19 protein-coding genes and 1 pseudogene are annotated in these 21,812 nt (G+C 47.6%); 18 read left to right on the top strand and 2 right to left on the bottom strand.

The features are described 5' to 3' along the window. The 18 genes and pseudogenes from HMPREF3216_RS04990 to rplA all read left to right on the top strand — a co-directional run. Window positions 1-380: pseudogene (locus tag HMPREF3216_RS04990) on the top strand (polyribonucleotide nucleotidyltransferase); the annotation flags it as partial. 166 nt (window positions 381-546) lie between these two features. Next, complete coding sequence (locus tag HMPREF3216_RS04985; RefSeq protein WP_060787210.1) at window positions 547-1,410, top strand: aldo/keto reductase; 864 nt, start codon at window positions 547-549, stop codon at window positions 1,408-1,410. A gap of 71 nt (window positions 1,411-1,481) precedes the next feature. Beyond that, the gene (locus HMPREF3216_RS04980; protein ID WP_060787209.1) at window positions 1,482-2,447 is read left to right on the top strand and encodes a purine nucleoside phosphorylase YfiH/LACC1 family protein; all 966 of its coding nucleotides are present in this window, start codon (window positions 1,482-1,484) and stop codon (window positions 2,445-2,447) included. Window positions 2,448-2,466: 19 nt separating this feature from the next. Beyond that, window positions 2,467-3,150, top strand: a complete 684-nt coding sequence (locus tag HMPREF3216_RS04975) for a pyroglutamyl-peptidase I (RefSeq protein ID WP_060787208.1) — start codon at window positions 2,467-2,469, stop codon at window positions 3,148-3,150. A gap of 105 nt (window positions 3,151-3,255) precedes the next feature. After that, entirely contained in the window at window positions 3,256-4,656 is a 1,401-nt protein-coding gene (locus HMPREF3216_RS04970) for a coiled-coil domain-containing protein (RefSeq protein ID WP_060787207.1), read from the top strand. 151 nt (window positions 4,657-4,807) lie between these two features. Continuing rightward, window positions 4,808-6,142, top strand: coding sequence for a C1 family peptidase (locus HMPREF3216_RS04965; protein ID WP_060787206.1), 1,335 nt, complete (start codon window positions 4,808-4,810; stop codon window positions 6,140-6,142). Window positions 6,143-6,523: 381 nt separating this feature from the next. Beyond that, a complete protein-coding gene (locus tag HMPREF3216_RS04960; protein ID WP_060787205.1) occupies window positions 6,524-7,708 on the top strand; it encodes a 3-deoxy-7-phosphoheptulonate synthase in 1,185 nt (394 codons plus the stop codon). Between the two features lie 223 nt (window positions 7,709-7,931). Continuing rightward, window positions 7,932-8,411: a hypothetical protein gene (locus HMPREF3216_RS04955; protein WP_060787204.1), complete on the top strand. Its 480-nt coding sequence runs from the start codon at window positions 7,932-7,934 to the stop codon at window positions 8,409-8,411. An 8-nt stretch (window positions 8,412-8,419) separates the two neighbouring features. Continuing rightward, the gene (gene mtnN / locus HMPREF3216_RS04950) at window positions 8,420-9,121 is read left to right on the top strand and encodes a 5'-methylthioadenosine/S-adenosylhomocysteine nucleosidase (protein WP_060787203.1); all 702 of its coding nucleotides are present in this window, start codon (window positions 8,420-8,422) and stop codon (window positions 9,119-9,121) included. A 273-nt stretch (window positions 9,122-9,394) separates the two neighbouring features. Then, window positions 9,395-10,597 carry a phosphate ABC transporter substrate-binding protein PstS gene (pstS, locus tag HMPREF3216_RS04945; RefSeq protein ID WP_081090995.1) on the top strand — a complete coding sequence of 401 codons (1,203 nt, stop codon included), beginning with the start codon at window positions 9,395-9,397 and terminating at the stop codon, window positions 10,595-10,597. A gap of 130 nt (window positions 10,598-10,727) precedes the next feature. After that, the gene (gene pstC / locus HMPREF3216_RS04940; RefSeq protein ID WP_230953863.1) at window positions 10,728-11,678 is read left to right on the top strand and encodes a phosphate ABC transporter permease subunit PstC; all 951 of its coding nucleotides are present in this window, start codon (window positions 10,728-10,730) and stop codon (window positions 11,676-11,678) included. Then, on the top strand, window positions 11,675-12,709 hold the full coding sequence (gene pstA, locus HMPREF3216_RS04935) for a phosphate ABC transporter permease PstA (RefSeq protein ID WP_060787201.1): 1,035 nt from the start codon (window positions 11,675-11,677) through the stop codon (window positions 12,707-12,709). Before pstC ends, pstA begins: the two co-directional genes overlap by 4 nt. Before the next feature lie 78 nt (window positions 12,710-12,787). Next, window positions 12,788-13,567: a phosphate ABC transporter ATP-binding protein PstB gene (gene pstB / locus HMPREF3216_RS04930; protein ID WP_060787200.1), complete on the top strand. Its 780-nt coding sequence runs from the start codon at window positions 12,788-12,790 to the stop codon at window positions 13,565-13,567. 307 nt (window positions 13,568-13,874) lie between these two features. Then, on the top strand, window positions 13,875-15,269 hold the full coding sequence (locus tag HMPREF3216_RS04925; RefSeq protein WP_060787199.1) for an NCS2 family permease: 1,395 nt from the start codon (window positions 13,875-13,877) through the stop codon (window positions 15,267-15,269). A gap of 260 nt (window positions 15,270-15,529) precedes the next feature. After that, window positions 15,530-16,051 carry a 50S ribosomal protein L10 gene (rplJ, locus tag HMPREF3216_RS04920; RefSeq protein WP_004112001.1) on the top strand — a complete coding sequence of 174 codons (522 nt, stop codon included), beginning with the start codon at window positions 15,530-15,532 and terminating at the stop codon, window positions 16,049-16,051. A 96-nt stretch (window positions 16,052-16,147) separates the two neighbouring features. Continuing rightward, window positions 16,148-16,531: a 50S ribosomal protein L7/L12 gene (rplL, locus tag HMPREF3216_RS04915; RefSeq protein ID WP_004112006.1), complete on the top strand. Its 384-nt coding sequence runs from the start codon at window positions 16,148-16,150 to the stop codon at window positions 16,529-16,531. 468 nt (window positions 16,532-16,999) lie between these two features. Continuing rightward, window positions 17,000-17,431, top strand: coding sequence for a 50S ribosomal protein L11 (gene rplK, locus HMPREF3216_RS04910; RefSeq protein WP_004112010.1), 432 nt, complete (start codon window positions 17,000-17,002; stop codon window positions 17,429-17,431). Window positions 17,432-17,446: 15 nt separating this feature from the next. Then, entirely contained in the window at window positions 17,447-18,142 is a 696-nt protein-coding gene (gene rplA / locus HMPREF3216_RS04905) for a 50S ribosomal protein L1 (protein WP_060787198.1), read from the top strand. 419 nt (window positions 18,143-18,561) lie between these two features. Here the strand turns inward: rplA and HMPREF3216_RS04900 are convergent, their stop codons facing one another. Next, complete coding sequence (locus HMPREF3216_RS04900; RefSeq protein WP_060787197.1) at window positions 18,562-19,668, bottom strand: helix-turn-helix domain-containing protein; 1,107 nt, start codon at window positions 19,666-19,668, stop codon at window positions 18,562-18,564. Between the two features lie 8 nt (window positions 19,669-19,676). Then, on the bottom strand, window positions 19,677-21,689 hold the full coding sequence (locus HMPREF3216_RS04895; protein WP_060787196.1) for a DUF6020 family protein: 2,013 nt from the start codon (window positions 21,687-21,689) through the stop codon (window positions 19,677-19,679). Between the last annotated feature and the right edge of the window lie 123 nt (window positions 21,690-21,812).

Raw genomic sequence — 21,812 nt, 5'->3', positions numbered from 1 at the left:
GCTACGACGACAGGGATAATCGTTCTGATCGTTCTGATCGTTCCAGCCGCTACGATGACCGCTCTTCTAGAAGAGATGATCGTAGAAGTGATCGCTACGATAACAACGATTATGAAGACCGTCCACGTAGGCGTGCTCCTCGCGACGACCGCGATTCGCGCTATGACGACAGAGGCGATAATACGAGCGAACGTTCCGACCGCTCCGACGATCGCGCAGAACGCCCTCGCCGCAGCTCGGATCGCCGAGTGAGCGACCGCAACCTGCGCTACGCTGCAGATGACGACCACTACGATGAGTACCGCGCTGCGCGCGAGGAGCGCGCAGAACGCCCTCGTCGCAGAATCCGCCGCGATTTTGACCCGTTTGACGAGGATTAATTTAAATAGGTTAATCGCAAGTCAAATGCAAGCGCGTAATTGCGTATCGTAATTGCGTATCGTAAGCGCGTAATCATATAAAATAAAAGATCTAAATGCCTTCAAGTTGCTTTTGCGCTTGGGGGCATTTTGAAACAGTTTTTAAAACACTTGAACAGGAGCAAAAATGGCCATGAATCGCACTCTAGGATCGTTTAATACCACGGCTATTGGCTTTGGCGAGATGCCTCTAACGATTGAAAACAATCTTGGGCACAGTATGGGCATTGAAACAATCCACGCAGCTTTAAACGCGGGTTGTACGCATATAGATACGGCATGGGCGTATTACTGCTCGGGTGGCGAGGAGCAAACTGGCGAAAAGCTTGTGCGCGAGGCGTTGGAAAGCTGGAATGGAGACAAAACTTCAATTCTTGTTGCAACAAAAGTCGGTCACTTCCGCAACTTTACAGACGGAAAGCCAACGTGGGGTAAAGATGGAAAGCCAGAGCATTTGATTGCTCACGCTAAAGAGTCGGCAATGGCTCTTGGAGTAGACACTATTGATTTGCTTTACTTCCACAGGCCAGATCCGCAAGTTCCATACAACGAGTCGATTGAGGCAATGCAACAGTTGCTCGATGAGGGTGTTGCGCGCGAAATCGGCATTTCTAACGCGTCTGTTGAGCAAATTGACATTGCGCGCAAGATTTTAGGAAGCAAGCTAGTGGCTGTGCAAAATCAATATTCACCAGTGCATCTAGAAAACGAAGACACGTTGCAATATTGCAAGAAGCTTGGAATTGCGTTTGTTTGCTGGAGTCCACTTGGTGGATTCCGTCACCCGTACGATGAGCATCTTTTTGATCCATTCCGTAAAGTGGCAAATGATCACAAAGTTAGCTATCAGCAGGTTGTTTTGGCTTGGGAACTTGCCAAGGGCAGCAACGTTTTTGTTATTCCAGGAGCGCATAGGCCAGCAACGATTTTAGACAGCTTAAAGGCTGCAGATTTGCAATTAAGCGACGAAGAATTAGCTTATTTAGGCTAGTTGATTTGGATTAGTCTGTTGCATTAATGCATTAAATGGTACAAAAATGGTACAAAACGAAAGCGAATAATATGCAAGAAACTAGCGTAGCAGGAATGCCACTTGCGCACGAAGATGAAGACGGCTTGCCAATTCCAGTAACAATTCCAGTGCCATTAGGCTCGCGCGCGCACGCCGTTTTTACAACGCGTTTGGGTGGAATTTCCGAAGGCTCGTTTGCTTCGCTTAACTTAGGCGGCAAGGCTGGAGACGACTTTAAATCCGTGTTTAGCAATCGTTGCGCTTTGCAACGCGCGCTTAAAGCCGACTTGTGCCTTGTTAGCCAAGTTCACGGCAATAGCGTATTTGATGCAGACGAAATAGTTGATTCGTGGGATACGTCGTATGGCTTTGATGCCACAGGTTTTGCGGATTCTCAATTGCAAATTGAAGCAGATGCGCAAGTTTCAACTGCTTGTTCGCTTGCTTTAGGAATGTTTGCTGCCGACTGCTTGCCAGTTTTGCTTGCAGATAGCGAGTCGGGAGTAGTTGCTGCAGCGCATTGCGGCCGCAAAGGCTTAATGGCTGGAGTGCTTGATTCGGTTATTGAAGCAATGTGCAAAAAGGGCGCTAATCGTTCTAGCATAACTGCTGTTTTGGGGCCATGCATTTGTGGCGATTGCTACGAAGTTGGAGAAGAAATAGCGTGCGACTTTGAGCGGCGCTACCCGCAGACTGCAACGCGTACGCGATTTGGCGGCGTTGGAATTGATATTGCGCAAGCTGCTCGTATTGATTTAGCGCTGGCAGGAGTTGCAAACGTTGTGGAGGCTTTGCCGCGCGTTACTGCCGCCACGCAATATTTGGCTAAAGACGAGGAATTGCAAACTATTTGTAAGGTAGATGGCGAAGGCGAAGCGCTGGAAAATCGCCTGCAGGCGTTGCAAAACCCAATGTGTACGCTGGAAAATCCACTCTGGTATTCACACAGGCGCGCGGGTCTTGCAGGAAAATCGCACGAAGGCAGAATGTTAGCGTTAGTTATAAAAGACAAGTAGAGCTACGAATGGAAGCATTATGACGAAAATTAACGTAGTGATTTCTGGATTTGGACCATACGAGGATTTAAGCATAAATCCATCGTACGAGGTTCCGCTAGCTCTTGAGCACGCCAAAAATGGCGACTTAGAGTCGGATTTTGGCCTTCCAGAAGACGTTGAAATCAAAGTAAAATCTGTAATGTTGCCAATCAGCTTTGCAAACGCTTGGCCGCAGCTTTTAGATACGATTAATGCGCAAGACGCGGATATTGTGATTGCAACGGGCGTAAAACATGCGGCTCGCGGAGTGCAGCTAGAACGATGCGCCACAAACATTATGGATGCAAACAAGCCAGACGTGGATAATCGCACGCCGCAAAGCGTACAAATCGTTGAAAATGGCCCTGCTGCGTATTGGACGAGGCTGCCGCTAAGAATGATTTTAAATGATTTTGCTCACAGCGGGATTGCGTCTACGCTAAGTTCGGATGCGGGTACGTATGTTTGCAATTCGTTGTTTTACAGGCTGCTGGATTGGGCGTCGAATAACTCCCAAAAGCGCATAATTGCTGGGTTTGTAAGTTTTCCGCCAGTGGTTGCTCTACATGATGCACGCCACGGGCTGCCATTGGATGCGCAAATCAAAGCTGGTAAAAGCATAATTTGCGAAGCCGTAAAGTACTATATGAAGCCTTCGTCCTTAAGCATATTGCTAGAATAGTTTGCTCGACACGCCCGAGTGTTTTAGCGACTAAAGTGATAGCGTTATTGCTGATGGAGTGTGCACGATAGTAGAGTCGTGCGGGGGTTTGTGAAAGGAATAAACATGGTGCCAGATCGTTTCCCAACTGCTTTGCGCGGGTACGACAAAGATAAAGTCAACGAAGCCTTTACTAACTATGAACGAACAATATCTCGCCTGCGCGAACAGGTGCGTTCTAGTGACGAATCAATTTTGCAATTGCAGGCACAATTGCAAGAAGAAAAAAATAATGTAAAACGCGCAAAAAGCGGTAATACTTTTGCATCTTTGGGTGCAAATGCGCAACAATTACTGGCGTCTGCAGAGCAAACGAGTGCGCAGCTAATTGAGCGTGCAAAGCAAGACGCTGCGTCGATTAAAAAAACGGCTCAGGCTCAGGCTGGAACTTTGCTGAACAATGCGAAGTTAGATGCGGAGCATTTGCTGCAAGAAGCGCAAACCAAGGCAGATACGCTGCTTTCTACGGCAAGCAATAAGGCAAATCAGATGACAAGCGCTGCAAAAGAGGATTCGGAGCGTTTGCGCGAAACAACGGGTAAAGATGTTGCGGCGCAAAAAGATGCTGCAGCGCTAGAAATCAACAATGCGCGCGAAGAGCATGCAAAGAAGATGGCTTCCGAAAAGTCTGAACAAGAGAGAGCAATCGCACAGTTAAAGGCGGATGCGGCGCAAAAAATCGCGGAGCAGAGGTCGGCTGCAAACGCGGAAATCGCACATGCTAAAGCAGAAACGAATGATCAGATTGAATCAGCTTTGGCAGAGGCGAATAAGAAGCTTGCAGATATGCAAGAGCGCGCAACAAAGATGATGGCGGATGCTCAGCGCAAGGCTGGAGAAATCACGGATGCGGCTGCGGCAAAGGCTCAAGAGATTGCGGACGAAGCGCAAATTGAGCGCACGCGCACGCTAAGCCAGGTTAGTGCAGAAGTTGAGCAAATTAGAAACGACATTGCGGCTCAGCAAGAAGAGGCCACAAAAAAGGTGAACGAGCTTATTTCTGGGCTAAAAGAGCGCGAGCGTGCTGCGCAAGAAGAGGCGGATGCGCTTGTTGCGCGAGCCAAGACGGTGCATCAAGATGCGGATGATTATGCGGCTCAGGCGCATAAGGATGCGGATGCTCAGGCGGCGCAAATTGTTCGCAAAGCAATGCAAGATGCAACGGCTCAGGTGGAGGAGCGCAGGGCGGCGGCTCAGCAGGAGCTTGATGGCATGACGGCGCGCTTAACGCAGCTTCAGCATAGGGAGGCGCAAATCACGCAGCGCGTTACCGAGCTTAGGTCTCTGTTTGCAAATGCATTCTCGGGGTTTGACTTTGGAGATGCTGCTGGAGTGCAAGGGGGGTCTGGCGATTCTAGTGATTCTGCAGATGATGATGCTTCGGAGCATAGAGATGTTGATGCTCAAAAGCAAGCTAGAAAAGATGCTCAGGCCCAAGTTGAAGAGGCGATTGCGCAGGAGTCGTGAGCTGCACTGCGTGATTTGTGATTTGGCGGCGTGATTTGTGCTGCGTGAGATTGCGCGGAAGAATCGCAAGCAGCCGCAAGATTTGCGAAAAAAGCTAAAATAAACTATAAAAAATAAACATAAAATAATAAAAAACAAGAAAGGTTATACAGTGACTGAAATCTCTGAATTAAGTGCCGAAGCTTTGCAAGGTTTGCGCGATGATTTTGACGCAAATCCATTGAATCGTTTGGCAATGAACGGCGTTACGGCTGCTGGAATAAACAAGGTGGCGCTCAATTACGACCGCGCACGCCTGCTGCAGCGCCGATTCTCAACGGTTGTGGATAATGGCGACGCAAGGCATCAGGATCATTCTGGTCGCTGCTGGCTATTTAGCTCTTTGAATGTTGCGCGATTTGTGGCTAAAAAATCGCTTAAAGTTAAGGATTTTGAGTTTTCGCAAAACTACGCAATGTACTTCGACAAGCTTGAGCGAATCAACTACTTCTTAAAGGATGTTGCGGCTCTTATTCGCTCTGGTGAGCCTTCTGATTCTCGTTTGTTGCAGCATTTGCTTAGCGATGTTATGGGCGACGGCGGCCAGTGGACTATGGCTATGAACATCTATAAGAAGTATGGTGCTGTTCCAAAGGATTTGTACCCAGAAACCGAGTCTTCTAAAGACACTGGCGATATGAATACTCAGCTTAAAAAGCTTTTGCATACAGCTGTGGCTCATATGTATGCCAACGCTGCAGATATTGACAATATTGTTGACACCACTATGGCTGCGGGGCATAGGATTCTTACAATCCACCTGGGTGAGCCACCAAAGAGCTTCGATTGGGAGTGGACGGACGAGGACGGAAAGTTCCATCGCGATGGCGAGATTACGCCAGTTGAGTTTTGGAATAAGTACGTTACGGCTGGGCTTGAAGACTACGTTTGCTTGGTAGACGACCCGCGCGCGGAGCATCCAAAGGGCAAGAAGATTGCCATTGAGCATTTGGGCAATGTTGCTGGTGGAGATGCAACCGAGTATTTGAACGTGCCAAACCAGTTTATGAAGGATTGTGTGCGTAAGATTCTTGTTGAGCAGGGTATTCCAGTTTGGTTTGGTGCCGATTGCCACCCTATGATGGATCGCGATAATGGCGCTTGGGCTACGGATTTGTTTGAGTATGATCGCGTTTATGGCGTTGATTTTGATTTAAACAAGGAGCAGCGCGTGCGTTTTGCTGATTCGGCTATGAATCACGCTATGGCGTTTGCTGGAGTTGATGTTGCGGATGACGGCACGACTACTCGCCGTTGGCGCGTGGAGAACTCTTGGGGCGCGGATATTGCGGACAAGGGTTACTTTACGATGAGCGATGATTGGTTCACTGAGTACGTGTACGAGGTGGCGGTTCCTAAGGCGCTTTTGCCAGAGGAATATAAGAAAGCACTGGAAGAACCAGCAATTGTTTTGCCGGCGTGGGACCCAATGGGCGCACTCGCCTAGGCTAATTTCACTAGGAAATTAGCCTACTCGAGTGCGCCGCGCTTGCTTAAAGTTGAAAGTCCAGTGGACTTTCAACGCAAGCGCGGCCTGCTGCGTCTCGATTGACGCAGCAGGTGCCACACCAAGTATGATTTTCCGCACTTTGTACCAGATTCAGCCTAAAACACGTACAAAAAGCGGAACCAATTGACGCACTTTGTACCGGATTCAGCTTAAAACACGTACAAAAAGCGGCATAGAAGATCATGTCGTTTGCGCGGACAACGCTACGCTTCTCAAGCGAAAAGGTAGGTCAGAGCGACTACATAAACTTGTAGTGCTTTTGTAATTGCGTCAAACGCTCTAACATCAAGCGCTGCTTATTTTATAGGATGGTGACAAATGGAATCTACGCCTGATCAACGCATTTCAAGCGCAGTCAAGAAGGCTCTTGAAAACGGCATGAATCCGCTTGATTCGTCTAAATTCCAGCGCTGGGAAGACCAGGTTGGCGTAGATCGCATAATCAACCGCCGCGTGTTGGAGCTGGAACCTCTTCCAACTCCTGCACAGGTTCTTGGCGAGTTGCCACTTTCGCCGTATGCTCAAGACATTGTTGCCGAGTCGCGCGATGAGATTCGCCAATGCCTTAACGGAGACGACGATCGCCTGCTTGTAATCGTTGGGCCTTGCTCGGTTCACGACCCCGCTGCGGCTCTTGACTACGCAGCTCGCTTGGCTGATTTGCGCGCAAAGCTCGAAGGCGAGCTTTTGATTGTTATGCGCGTTTACTTTGAAAAGCCGCGCACAACAGTTGGCTGGAAGGGCTTAATTAACGACCCAGATATTGACGGCACGAACGATATTCACAAAGGTTTGCTTTTGGCGCGTCGAACGCTTCTTGGCGTGTTAGACGCTGGCCTGGCTGCAGCAACCGAGTTTTTGGAGCCGACTAGCCCTCAGTTTATTGCGGATGCGGTTAGCTGGGGGGCGATTGGCGCGCGCAACACGGAATCGCAGATTCATCGCCAGCTTGCTAGCGGTCTTTCTATGCCAGTCGGATTTAAGAACGCCACAGATGGTTCTGTTACGGTTGCCGTCAATGGCTGCTTGGCAGCTAGTCAGCATCACACTTTCTTTGGAATTGACCATCTTGGGCGTGCGTGCGCTGTGCAAACGCTTGGAAACCCTGATTGTCATGTTGTTTTGCGCGGCTCTAGCAAGGGGCCAAACTACGATGCGGCTTCTGTTGCGGCGGCTGTTGCGGCGGTTCGTTTAAGGCTTGGCACAAACTGCATGGCGTCTAATGGCGTTGTAATCGATTGCTCGCACGGGAATTCTGGCAAAGATGAGAATCGTCAGATTCAAGTTGTACAAGATATTGCGGATCGATTTGCGCACGGAGAAAATGGCATTAAAGGCGTTATGATGGAGAGCTTCTTGCAAGGCGGAAACCAAGATTCTGCGCCTTTGAGCGAACTTGAGTACGGAAAGTCGATTACGGATCGATGCATTTCTTGGGAAGATACCGAGCGCTTGCTTAACACTCTTGCGCAGTCTGTTTCTTCTCGCCGACTTAAGTCTTGATACGTATTGCGCTCTTTCCTTACTTGGTGTTGTAGGAGGGCTGGGTGTTTCTACGCTCGCGCGTTACAGCGCGCTCACTACTTCGCCGCGCAGAAGCAATGCTTCTGCTTTGAGCGGCTCAGCGAATCGAGGTGACTTCTCGCGCATTATGCAGCTCGAAGTCGTCGATTCGCATTACAATAAATCCTCAAATAGTCAGCATTTTTGAACAAAGGAGTGCAAAATGTGTGGATCACCAGCCCCCGAGTACAACAGTCTTCCTAAAGATAAAGATGGCGTTTTAAGCCGTGCTCTGCCAATTGTGCGATACGCGATTTTTGCGCTTTTGCTTGCTGGCGCGTTTCTTCTGGCATTTGCATGGTATCGCGGCACTCACAGCAAAGGCTACACAGTTGTTACCTGTTCTGCACTATGGTTTAGCGTTATTGTTCCGTTTATTACGCTGATTGTACTTTGCGTTTTTGTGCGCGGATGGCGTCTTGTTGTTGGCTCTATAATTTGCGTTTTGCTAATAGCGTCTTTCTTTGGATTTATTGCGCTTCAAAATCAAATCATGGACTTTTTGAATGTTCCCGCCACAAATCCTTGGTTTGAATTTACGTGCAACGCTTTGCTAAAAATTGCAACCGCATCTTTTGTTATTATGTGTTGTGTAAGCGTATTTTTGATTAGACGCAATGTAACATACGAGATTAAAGGATGATTTGACGAATGCCTAAGTTTACAAAAATCGCCATTGTTGGCGCTATGGAAGAAGAAGTTGCACACATTGCCGCTTCTCTTAGCAATGTTAAGCATAATAAAGCCGCCAGCTTAGACGTATCTTGTGGCATGCTTGAATGCGAAGATGGCGGAAAAATCGAAGTTGCCGCTACTGTTGGTGGAATGGGCTTAGTAAATGCCGCCGCAACTGTGCAGTATTTAATTGATGCGTACAAGCCTCAGGCTGTAATCTTTTCGGGAATTGCGGGAAGTCTCAATAAAAATTTGCATACGAATGATGTTGTTCTTGGAAAAACATTGAGATATTTAGACACCGACATGCGCATGATTAATCAGTGGAAGCCGTTTACAAACGAATACCATTCAGACGAGTATCTTCTTAAAACTGCAGACAGCGTTTTAACAAAGATGGGCATTAACCACATTTTGGGAACAATCGCCTCTGGCGGATATTTTGTAGACACGCCCGAAAAAGTGGCGGAAGTTATTGAGGCGACTCAAGCGGATGCTGTAGAAATGGAAGGCGCTGCGATTCTTCACGTGGCTGCAAGAAACGACGTTCCAGCGTTAGTTGTGCGCGCAATGAGCGACAATGCAGACACAAAATACGAGGAGTTCCACACTTTCGACATATCGGAATACGCGGATACAGCTGCAAAAATGACGGTAAATATTGTTAGGAATTTGTAGAATTCAACACGCCGATGTGGTCGCCGACGCGCAGCATCGCTAAACAAAAAGCGAGTAGTGCTAAATGCCGCCATTTTTTGAGTGCAATCAGATTTTGGCGGCAAGGTTTTTACCCACCTCTTATGATTGGCATCGTTAATAGAAGAAAAAGGTAATAAGAAATAAAAGATGCCAGTTTTAAACATTAGTTTAAATAGTTTAAGAGGAAAATTTTCGGTAGGTTATACGAGAAACGTAGATTGGCTGGCATGATGGCAATTCTTCTTGAAAGGAATGAAGAATATGCGTAAAAATGCAGTAAATAATGCAGTAAAGAATAATGCAGTAGAAAATCAATCAATCAAATTGAACATAAAGTGGAACATGCGCGCGATTGCAGCAGGATTGTTAGCGTCCGCAACTTTAGTGAGCTTTGCAGCTTGCGGAGATAATGTTCCTGCAAGTAGTTCGCAATCATCCGCAAATACTGGCGCAAAAATCGTAGGAAATTTCCAAGGCTCGGGTGCGTCTTCCCAGCAGGTTGCTGTAGAAGCGTGGGTTGCAGGATTTCAATCCAAAAATTCTGGCGCTAAAATCGCCTATAATCCAACTGGCTCGGGTGCAGGAGTTACAACGTTTATGACTGGAGCCACAGCGTGGGCTGGATCCGATAAATCGCTAAGCGACGACGAATTAGAAAAGTCAAAGTCGGTTTGCGCAAATGGCACTACAGCTTTTGACGTTCCAGTATACGTTTCTCCAATCGCAGTAATCTTCAATCTAAAAGGCGTTTCGGATGCTGGAAAACACATAAATATGGACGCTTCTACAATCGCAAAAATCTTCGACGGCAAGATTACGCGTTGGAATGACGATGCGATTAAATCGCAAAATCCAAAGCTAAAGCTACCAGATAAGCCGATTACAGTTGTTCACAGGTCTGATAAGTCTGGTACAACGCAAAACTTCTTAAGCTACATAAAAGACGTTGCTCCAAACGATTGGACCTACGATCTTAGCGAAAATTGGCCAAATAGCGTGGGCCAGGGCGCAAAAGGCACGTCTGGCGTTGTTTCCACAATCCGCATGGCAGACGGAGCGATTGGATACGCGGACTTTTCGCAAGTTGGAAAGCTTGGAACTGTGGCAATAAAAGTGGGAGATTCTTACAACGAGATTAGCCCAGAAGGCGGCTCTATAACAGTTAATGATTCAAAGATTGACGAAGATGCTGCAGCAAAAGCAAAGCACCGCGTTGTTGTTAAAATAAACCACAAAACGGAAGAAAAAGGCGCTTACCCAATTGTGCTAGTTTCTTACGATATTGTGTGCGGTGCTTACAAAGATGCTGCAACTGCACGATTTGCAAAGTCTTGGCTTAGCTACGTTACTAGCAAAGAAGGCCAGGCTGCGGCTCAAGATGCTGCTGGAACCGCACCTTTGCCAGAAAAGCTTATGGGCAGGATTAACAAGTCGGTTCAGTCTATAGGCAAGTAAAAATAGCATTTTGCCAAGGTTTTAGAGTAGTTAATAGAGTAGTCAATATATTGCTACTGATAGCATCTATATAATGACTACAAAAGGAGCATGAGTGAGTTCTAAACAAAGAACTGAAATCAGTAAAGATGTGCGCAAAAGTGGCCATTTTGCAGGTGGTTTTGCAGGTGGTTTTGCCGACCGCTTGTTCAAAAACGTAGCTCTTGCTTGCGGATTGCTGATTTTAATGGTGCTTACAGCTGTGGCACTGTTCTTGCTGTTTCAAGCGTGGCCTATTATAGGCGCAAACAAAAGCCAAGTAAGTCAAGTATTTTTAGACTTTACTGGCGGCAAAGCGCACGATTTTCTAGGCTACGTAGCGCCGATGGTTTTTGGCACCGTTCTTATGTCTGCACTCGCTCTGCTCTTTGCATTTTTTGTTTCGATTGGAATCGCGCTGTTTATAAGCCACTATGCTCCGCCAAAAATAGTGCCGCTTTTAAGTGGTGTTGTTGATTTGCTTGCTGCGATTCCGTCCGTAATATATGGTCTTTGGGGCGGATTGGTGTTGGTGCCATCCATATACCCGTTCTGGAAGTTTATTTCGCACATTTTTGGCTGGATTCCGCTTTTTGCGGGTCCTGCGGCAAGTCCTTCGCGTAGTGCTGCAACCGTTAGTATTGTTCTGGCAGTTATGATTTTGCCGATTATAACCTCTATGGCGCGAGATATTTTCCAGCAAGCGCCGCGATTGCAACAAGAAGGCGCGCTCGCGCTTGGTGCCACAAAGTGGGAGATGATAAAGCTAGCGGTTTTGCCGTTTGCAAAGTCGGGAATTGTTTCCGCGTCTATGCTTGGTCTTGGTCGTGCTTTGGGCGAGACAATGGCAGTTCTTATGATTTTGTCTCCAGGATTCACCTTTAAATTCAACATTTTGCAAGCTTCGCAAAACCAAACGATTGCAGCAAATATAGCAGCGCAATACCCAGAAGCAAACGGATTGGGTGTTAGTGCGCTTATTGCTACAGGTTTGGTGCTGTTTGTTATTTCATTCGCTGTAAACCTTATTGCTCGCAAAATCACGGGAAAGGCGAGTGCATGATGCAAAATTCGGAATCTTTGCAAGTTGGCTCTGTTGGGGTTGACCAGGCTGTTGGCTCTTCTGAAGCCAGCCTCGAATCTCCAAAAATCGACTTTAACAAGTTCCGCCCAACGCGCTCTAGAATCGCAAGTCGTAAGCGAAAAGACGCGTTTATGCGCGTTCTAATCTTTTTGTCTTTTATAATTGCGCTAATTCCGCTACTTTCTTTGCTTTTTACCACTATTGTAAACGGCATTAAGCGTCTAAACCTTGATTTTCTAACGCATAATATGACGTACGTAGTTGGCGGCGCGGCCACTGGCACGGGCGGTTACGGCGGTATTTTGCACGCCATTATTGGAACTCTGGAGATTACGCTTGGCGCAATGGCAATTTCGATTCCGATTGGAATTATGTGCTCCGTGTATTTGATTGAGTACGCGCGAGGAAGTCGCTTAGCTAGGGTGATTAATCTTGTTGTAGACGTTATGAGCGGAATTCCTTCGATTGTGGCTGGCTTGTTTGCGTTTTCTAGCTTTACGATTTTTGTAGGCCCTGGAACAATCAATGGTTTTGAAGGGTCGGTTGCGCTTTCGCTGCTTATGCTGCCAACTGTTGTTAAATCGTGTCAAGAAATGTTAAAAATTGTGCCGAACGATTTGCGTGAAGCGGCTCTGGCTCTAGGCGTTACAAAACAGCGCATGATTACAAAAATCGTGTTGCGCACCGCGTTGCCTGGCATTGTTTCTGGCTGTATTCTTGCGGTTGCGCGCGTGGTTGGAGAGACGGCTCCGCTTTTAATGGCAGCTGGGTTTATTGCATCCACGAATTTCAATCTTTTTGACGGGCAAATGACCACTTTGCCAGTGTACGTTTACCAGGAGTATTCCAAGCTTTCGGCAAATTGCCCAGCTAACGCGCCTGCTTCGTGTGTTACTACGATTCCAATGGAGCGCGCGTGGGCGGCGGCTTTGGCGCTGATTGTGATTGTTTTGCTGCTGAATATTGTTGGGCGAGTTGTGGCTCGAGTGTTTTCAGTAAAGGCAAAATAGAGCGAAGTTAAGCGAAACAAAGCGAAGTAAATCAAGGTAAATCAAGGTAAGCGAAGGATTTTAGAAAGTGAGGCGCAAATGGGTCAGCGCATTGATGTTAAGAATTTGAACATTTACTATGGCGATTTTCTAGCAGTAGAAGACGTTAACATAAACATTGAGCCAAACAAGGTTACGGCTTTTATCGGGCCTTCGGGATGTGGAAAATCAACGGTTTTGCGCACTTTAGACCGCATGCACGAGATTACTCCAGGCGCTCGCGTGGAAGGTCAGGTGTTGCTTGAAGGCCGCGATTTGTACGGCAAAGACGTGGATCCTGTGGCCGTTCGCCGAGATGTTGGAATGGTATTCCAGCGCCCAAATCCTTTTCCAACAATGTCTATTCGAGAAAACGTTCTTGCAGGTGTGCGCTTAAACAATCGCAAGATTTCTAAGCAAGATGCCGACGACTTAGTTGAGTGGGCTTTGCGTGGCGCGAATTTGTGGAACGAGGTTAAAGATAGACTCGATAAGCCAGGAATCGGGCTTTCTGGCGGCCAGCAGCAACGACTTTGCATTGCGCGAGCCGTGGCTGTGCATCCGCAAGTGCTGCTTATGGACGAGCCTTGCTCTGCTCTAGACCCAATTTCTACGCTTGCTGTGGAAGATTTGATTAACGAGCTTAAGCGCGATTACACGATTGTGATTGTAACGCACAACATGCAGCAGGCCGCGCGCGTGGCCGATTACACTGCGTTCTTTAACCTTAAGGCGGTTGGAAAACCAGGGCATCTTGAGTATTTTGCAGATACAACCACTATGTTCAACAATCCGCGCAATGCGGAGGCGGAACGCTACATTTCTGGCCGATTTGGGTGATTTTGCCGCGATTTTTGGGCGATTACTGTGTGATTTTTGCATAATTTTTGCGCTATTTTTGCGTGATTTTTCTTTGGTCAGCACGTGCGCGTAAGGTCGAACCTGTTCGGTTGTTCAAAGTTCTACAAGTTGTTTCTAATTCTCGCGAGTTTTCTAGAGTGTTCGTTCTTCTTGTGTGCTTTGCGCGCTGAGCGAGTCGCAGTAACCTCTGCGTGAATGCCCAAATGTAATTGCGTCCGCGATTGCTCAAGTGCTCTCGCCACGCTTTTTATGGTCTTTTGCGCTGTAAAACCAAGGAACCGAGTTTATGGAAAAGTTCTTCCATCTCAAAGAAAACGGCACGAATGTATCAACGGAGATCACTGCAGGTCTCACTACATTCTTTGCAATGTCGTACATTATTGTTGTAAACCCAATGATTTTAAGCCAAACTGGCATGCCTAAGGGTGGCGTTTTCCTCGCTACAATCATTGCAGCAATCATTGGCACGCTTGTTATGGGCTTGTTTGCTAACGTGCCTTACGCTCAAGCTGCTGGCATGGGTCTTAACGCATTCTTTACTTACACAGTGTGCTTTGGCCTTCATTTTACGTGGCAAGAAGCCATGTGCATGGTGTTCTTGTGCGGTTTGATTAACATCATTATTACCGTTACCAAGATTCGTAAAATGATTATTCGTGCCATCCCAACTTCGCTGCAACAAGCGATTGGTGGTGGCATTGGTTTATTCGTTGCATACGTTGGTATTATGAGCGTTGGCTTAATCACTTTTACTTCTAAAGATCCTGCCGCCGCCGCTAAGAGTAAGCCAACCGCTGCTATTCCAGGCCTTGCTGTTATTAACAATCCTATTTTGTGGCTATTCCTTATTGGACTTGTTTTGGCTATTGTTCTTACCGTTCTTAAGGTTCGCGCAAGCCTGCTTATTACGATTATTGCAACCTCTTTGGTTGGTATTCCGCTTGGATTGACTTCGCTGAATAACGCCGTTTCTGTTACAGACGCTTTTGCTCAGCTTCCAACCACCTTTGGTGCTATTTTTGGTCCGCAAGGTTTCCCTGCGCTTTTCTCTAATCCAGCACGTATTCCGCTTGTTTTGGTAACTATTTTCGCCTTCTCTATGTCGGATACTTTCGACACTTTGGGAACGTTTATTGGTACCGGCCGCAGAACTGGCATCTTCTCGGAGGAAGATGAGAAGGCTTTGGAAAACGGCTCTGGCTTTAGCTCCAAGATGGATCGCGCACTGTTTGCTGATTCGATTGCAACCTCGGTTGGCGCAATTTGCGGTACTTCCAACACTACTACTTACGTTGAGTCTGCTGCTGGTATTGGTGCTGGTGGCCGCACTGGTTTGACTTCTGTAGTTGTTTCCGTGTGCTTTGCGCTTTCGATTGTTCTTGCGCCATTTGCTAGCGCTGTTCCTGCGGCTGCTACGGCTGGCGTGCTTGTAGTTGTAGGCTGCATGATGGCAAGCTCGTTAAAGGAGATTGCTTGGGACGATATTTCCGAAGCAATTCCTGCGTTCTTTGCCGCCGTGTTTATGGCCTTCTCCTACTCGATTTCTTACGGCATTGCCGCTGGATTCATCATGTACTGCTTAGTTATGACTTGCAAGAAGCGTGCTAAAGACGTGCATCCAATGCTTTGGATTGTTTCGATTTTGTTCATTCTTGACTTTGTTGCTAACGCAGTTTTGTAAAGAATTGATAAGGCATTAATAAGGTATTGACATTGTCGCGTGTGGGTATTAAACTTGCCCAACGTAAACCACAGACCGTTGGTGGAGTCGCAAGATTCCTGAAAATGATGTGTCATGCCAGCACAGGTTGAGCAGTGATGGTTGCATTTATTTGCGATTTATCACAAACTTTTTAACACTATGTGTTTCTTATTGCTCTGCCGTGCGCAGGCTTTCGATATATTATTTCCATTCCAGCGGCCAATTTAGGAAGGAACGCCATGAAGAGGCCCGAAAAGGAAGCGGTAGTTGCAGAGCTTACGGATTTGTTCCGTAACGCCGATGCTGTCTACCTTACCGAGTACCGCGGGCTTACAGTTCCGCAGATTTCTTCTCTGCGCGAAAAGCTAGGCCGCGATACTTCCTACTCTGTGGCTAAGAATACGCTTGCTCGCATTGCCGCTAAGGAAGCGGGCATTGAAGGTCTTGATGAGCTTCTTGCTGGCCCAACTGCAATCACCTTTGTAAAGGGCGATTTCATTGAGGCTGCTAAGACCTTGCGTGATTTTGCCAAAGAGAATAAGACCCTCGTCATCAAGGGCGGTTTCGCAGATGGAACCGTTTACGATGCCGAAGGCGCCAAGCAGCTGGCAGACCTCAAGTCTCGCCCAGAATTGCTTTCCGAGATGGCTGGCGCGCTCAAGGGCACCATGTCCAAGGCCGCCTACCTGTTCAACGCTTTGCCAACCAAGGCAGTGCGTACTATCGACGCTTTGCGCGAGAAGCAGGAAAAGGCCGCTTGATTCCCTTGCAGCTTGCTGCATGAGACCAAAAAATAATAAAAATGTTATGGCTCTAAGGCACAAGGTGTGTCTGGCCAAGTAAGAAAGGAAGCCATTATGGCTAAGCTCACTAGCGAAGAGCTTCTTGAAGCTTTCGGTGAAATGACCCTCGTCGAGCTTTCTGAGTTCGTCAAGGCCTTTGAAGAGAAGTTCGATGTTGAGGCTGCTGCTCCTGTAGCTGCTGTTGCTGCTGCTCCAGCCGCTGCTGCTGGCGCTGCTGAGGAAGAGAAGGACGAGTTTGACGTTGTCCTCGCTTCTGCAGGCGCTCAGAAGGTTGCCGTCATCAAGGCTGTTAAGGCTTTGACTGGCCTCGGCTTGAAGGAAGCTAAGGACATTGTTGACAATGCTCCAAAGCCAGTCCTCGAGAAGGCTAAGAAGGAAGATGCCGACAAGGCTAAGGCTGCTCTTGAAGAAGCCGGCGCAACCGTTGAACTTAAGTAGTTCTAGGCTCTTTTGTTAACTTTGTTAACGCATGCGTCTGGTTGCTAGCGTGATTTGCTAGTGCATTAGTCGCAAGCGTGAATCGAAGGCGGCAAGGTTTTTGTGATTATCACGAATTCCTTGCCGCTTTTGCTTATCTGCAACATAGAATCTACTTTCCCGTGTTTGTTCCCTTTTGCCCGTGTTTGTTCCCAAAATCGGCCAAAACGTAAACAAACGCGGGAAAAAAGAAACAAACGTGGGCGCGACGACCTGCCTGAGCGCTTAGAGCGTAGTGCGCGAACGACTTTTCCGCATTTGTTCCCGAATCGTCGCGGCAAAGTGGCATAATGGGAAGGCTTGTGACTGGAGGAGTAATCCGCTAGCACAGCACAGCAATATAAGTTGCGGGAGGATCCTTAAAACGGCTTAATATCAACGTTTTTAAGGCGCCGATTTAACCGCTTCAAAAGAAAGAAGAACCATATTATGGCTCCAAAAAAGAAAGTCTCTGCGCTTATTAAGCTCGAGATTCAGGCTGGTAAAGCAAATCCAGCCCCACCACTGGGTCCTGCATTAGGCTCCCACGGCGTAAACATCATGGACTTCTGCAAGGCCTATAACGACCAGACGAAGGACAAGATGGGTCAGATCGTTCCAGTAGAGATTACTGTTTACGAAGATCGTTCCTTCACATTCATTCTTAAGACCCCACCAGCCGCTGCTTTGTTGCTTAAGGCTGCTGGCATTCCAAAGGGCACCGAGAACCCATTGACCCACAAGGTTGGTTCTGTAACCAAGGCTCAGGTGCGCGAAATCGCCGAAATCAAGATGCCAGATCTTTCTGCACGAGATGTTGAAGCTGGTATGAAGATTATCGCGGGCACTGCTCGCTCGATGGGTATTACCGTTACCGACTGAAAGTGAGTGGAAAAAATGGTGAAGCGTTCTAAGAAGTATCGTGAAGCGGCCGAGAAGATTGACCGTAACAACCTTTACACCCCAGCTGAGGCTATTGCTTTGATTAAGAGCATGCCAAAGTACGCTTTTGACGAGTCCGTTGAGGCTGTTATGCGCCTTAATGTGGATCCTCGCAAGGCCGATCAGTTGGTTCGTGGCGTTGTAAACTTGCCTAATGGTACTGGTAAAACCGCTAAGGTTTTGGTGTTTGCTCGTGGCCCAAAGGCTACTGAGGCTCAAGAAGCTGGCGCAGACATTGTTGGCGATGACGAGCTTATCGAGAAGGTTGCCGGTGGCTTCCTTGACTTCGATGCCGTTGTTGCAACCCCAGACATGATGGGCAAGGTTGGTCGCCTTGGTCGTGTGCTTGGTCCTCGTAGCTTGATGCCAAATCCTAAGACTGGCACCGTTACAATGGATGTTGCAAAGGCTGTTGCCGACATTAAGGGCGGTAAGATTGAGTTCCGCGTTGATCGTCAGGGCAATCTTTCCTTCCTCTTTGGCAAGCTTTCCTTCGACGAGAAGGCTCTTGAAGAGAACTTCAAGGCTGTTGCCGATGAGATTCGCCGCTTGAAGCCTACTACCATTAAGGGTCGTTACATTACTAAGGTAACGATTACCTCTACAATGGCTCCTGGTGTTCCAGTGGATATTGCAAGCATTGCTGCGTGATTTTAGCCAAGCATAGCTGAGTAATTTTATTAGCGCTGAAAATAGTGTGTTCTTTTATAGATTGCACCATTTTCGGCGCCTTTATTTTTATATTCTTTTCAAACAGCGTCGCCAAGTGCGGTAGAGATTCGAGATTTTTCGCCGCGAGCGAGGTGAGCCTCAGCGCCGAAGGTGGTGACTCGCCGAGAGAGCAAGAAAAATCGAGAATCTCGGTGATGAAAACAACGCAAAAGTTCTAGATATCCAGAAGGTTTGATGTATTTCTCTACGAGCAATAAAAGAGGAGCGTAGCGACGGGACTTGCGAGGAGAGAAATACTCAAACCTCGCGCAATACCAAGTAAGGAAAGAAATCATATAAGTATTTGCTGAGTGTATTGCATGGCGCGCCGAAAATCTCAACGAAATACATCAATGCTTTTAGCGCGCGGAATCGCGGATTCGCCCAATCGTAATCGCAGTTTGCAAAACGTATGCTTCACGCGGGTCAGTGGCATCCCAGCCTGTTGTTTGCGCAACTTTGCGCAAACGGTATCGTATTGTGTTTGGATGCACGTTAAGATTGTGCGAAGTTTGATCCAGCGCGCCGCCAAATCGCAAGAAAGCGTCCACCGTTTGCAAAGTCGGGTCGTCTGGGTTGTATGGCGCCAAGCTTTGATACACCTTAGTGTACAAGGTTTCTACGGCGGTTTCGTCGCCTATAAGTGCGCGCTCTGGAAGAACGTCGTCGCATCGTATTATTTGCGGCAAATGTGTTACAGACGGCGCAACGGCAAGCGCTGCAAGTGTTGCCGTGATTTCTTTGCATATTTTTTGCGCGCCAACCACCACACCGCTTATGCAAACAGGCCTTCCCGACTTTGCAAACACTTCGCACATCTTGTTTAGGGCTGTTGGATTTGGGTTTTCTCTTAGCGCAAGAATGATTATGTGCGAAGGCGCCGCATCTTTGCATTTGCTCGCGTCGACGCTTTCCCCTGATTTGCCGCCGATTTTCCACGTTTTTGCACGCGCGCTAATGGCGTCTAGCTGCACGCGGTCAACTATCGCATCGTATGCGCCGCATGCGCCAAGTTGCGTCCAGATTGCGCGTCTTAAAGAGTCCGTATTGTTTTGCGCCGCATGCGCGCCTGCGTTTTGTGGTGTTGGATTTGGGTTATCGTCATTTGCGCTCGATTCCGTTTTATACGTGCCCGCAATCGCCACAAATCGCGTATTTTCTTGCCATTGCAAGAGGTGCATTAGCGCGCTTACGCGACTATCTGCAATGCCGTTCATAAGGCATGTTGCGATTAGCGTGTGCAATCGCAAGCGTGTTGCCGCGTCAAAAACTTTGCCGTCTCGAATGTCAAAAATCCCAAGTGCATCTTCGCTTTTTGGAGCGCATGGCATTGGTGTAAAGCTTGGGGTAAAGCCTTGTGTAAAGCCTTGTGCGCTAGATTCTTCAGCAGATTCGCATGCTTCGCTGCGTGTGCTATCTGGCTTTACGCCTGTAAGAATTGTAAGAAAGTCAGTGTTTTCGTCCATTCACTCCCTCAATCCTTGTGCGTATTCTTGTGCGAGTCCTCATGCGCATTATCATGCGCCAAATCGCAAACCATTTTATCACTTTGGCGGCATGTGTTACGGCATGCGCTATAAGCGCTATCCCTTACAAACATTAGAAGCGTAAAGAAGAACACAAACGTAATCGGCAGCATGTGTCGCTCAAAATTGTTTGCGGGAGCCAGCACCATTACGCCCATCAAAAGCGCAAGCGGCGCGTGCAAAACCAGCGTTTTCCACCTGCGCAGCACTATCTCGGCAACGCCAATCAGCAATGTTGCAACAACATACAGGTTTCCGTGAATAATCCACCCAAGAATCGGCGTATCGCTCCACGATTCCGCGCTGCTCGATACGGTACTGCGCCACTCGGGCAGCCAATAGCGAATCCACTCAGAATTCTTTATATTCTCGGTGTTTACATAGTATTCGGGGCCAACATAAGGCACGTCTAGAATGTCAAAGTATCCGTACGACTTTGCTAGCAGCGCGTCCGTTGCCACAATCGGGCTGTGTGCAATCATAAGCAACCACGTGTGGTTAAGCTTTTTCATGTCGTCTTTTGTAATATAACGCCAACGGTAGCTCACTTTTTTAGACTGTAATCCCGAAGATTTTACAGGATCCGCGTCTTGCTGATTATAGGCTTCGGCAGCTTGACTAAGATTGAAAATTGGCGATATTGCGCGCTTTGCTGCATGCGGTATGCTTTTTGGATCTAGCTTTGCGATTCTGGCGATTTGCTGAATCTGTATTCCGCGGCTTTCGATTGGGTCGCCATTTATAATCGCGCCGCTAGAAATGGCAAGCACAATTGCGCCGTGTATAAAAACGGTTGGAAGAAGAATGCACAAAACCCAGATTTTCCAACGTTTTCTGCTAGATATAATCAGCAATACAAATTGAATCGCAAGAATGTACCACGCGTATTTTGCGGCAATCAGCATAATGCACACGCTGATTATTAATTCGACGATTGTGTGCGCGGCTGGCTTTTGCTTGAATTCCAGGCAATTAAGCTCGTACATTATGCCAAACCACCACACAAATGCAAACGCAAACAGTGGTGATTTTGTAAGCGAAATCGTTGAAAACACTACGAGTGGGCTAAATAAAAATGTGATTATTACGGCGGCGCGCAGGGCGATTGGTGTTGGTGCTGTTGCACATGGCGCGCATCCAGCTTGCGATTCGCTTGTTTTAGCATTAGCCCACGGCGTGTTTAAGAATCGGTTTGCGGTTGCAGCGCAACAAAATGCCGCCAGCACAAATTGCATAACGGCAAGTAACACGATTCCTGCGTCGTTCGACTCTGTAAAATAGCGCGATATTGCGGCTGTGGCACCGTAAATAAGCGTTAAAACAATGTTGTGTTGGTCGCTTAAGTACGTTGGTTTTGCTGGCCAAAGGTAGTGCGCCGTAGGGTAAATGTCTGCTGGAACAAAGCTAAAGAAGCCGATGTATGGCTGTTTTAGGCCAGTTACTTGATTCCACGCCCAGCTGTATTCGCGGATTTGCGAGCAAATGTCGGCTCCGTATGCGGCGAGCAGCGTTACGGGCGCCCACAGCCAGCCGATAATCAGCGTTAGAAAAATGTTTCGTTTTCGGCAGGTTGAGTGGTAAAAACACCACTTTAGGGCGCGTTTTGTGTTAAAAAATGCGGCGCGGAGTGTTGTGGCGATTTTTGTTTGTGATTGTTGTGATTGCTGCGTTTGACGCGTTTGGGATTCTGCTTGCAATGATTTTGCGCGAATAAATCGTACGATTTTTGGCATAACTCCGTTTTTGCCAAAATAAATAAGAACTTGCAAAATTGCGTAATATGCGCAAAATGCGATTACAAAAATCAGCGCATTTAGCCAATTAAAATCTGTTAAAGATCCTTGCGCGCGGTAGATTACGCCCAGACTTGTGCAGGTTGCAAGAAAGATACATGTAAAAACGATTAGCGAGTTTGCGGCGATTTTGCTTGCCGCGTTTGTGCTCGTTTTAATGCGTTTCATGATTCACCTAATGCTTGTGTTTTGTTTGGTCTGTGTTTTTCTTGCACTCTAATTATACCCGCTATAATCGCGAGCGATTTGTCTTGTTTGCTGTTGTAGGAGGGCTGGGTGTTTCTTGTCTCA

The sequence above is a fragment of the Gardnerella vaginalis genome (assembly GCF_001546455.1).
Lineage (GTDB): Bacteria > Actinomycetota > Actinomycetes > Actinomycetales > Bifidobacteriaceae > Bifidobacterium > Bifidobacterium vaginale_B.
Note: the sequence above shows the minus strand (reverse complement) of the source record. Positions and strands in the feature narration are given on the sequence as shown.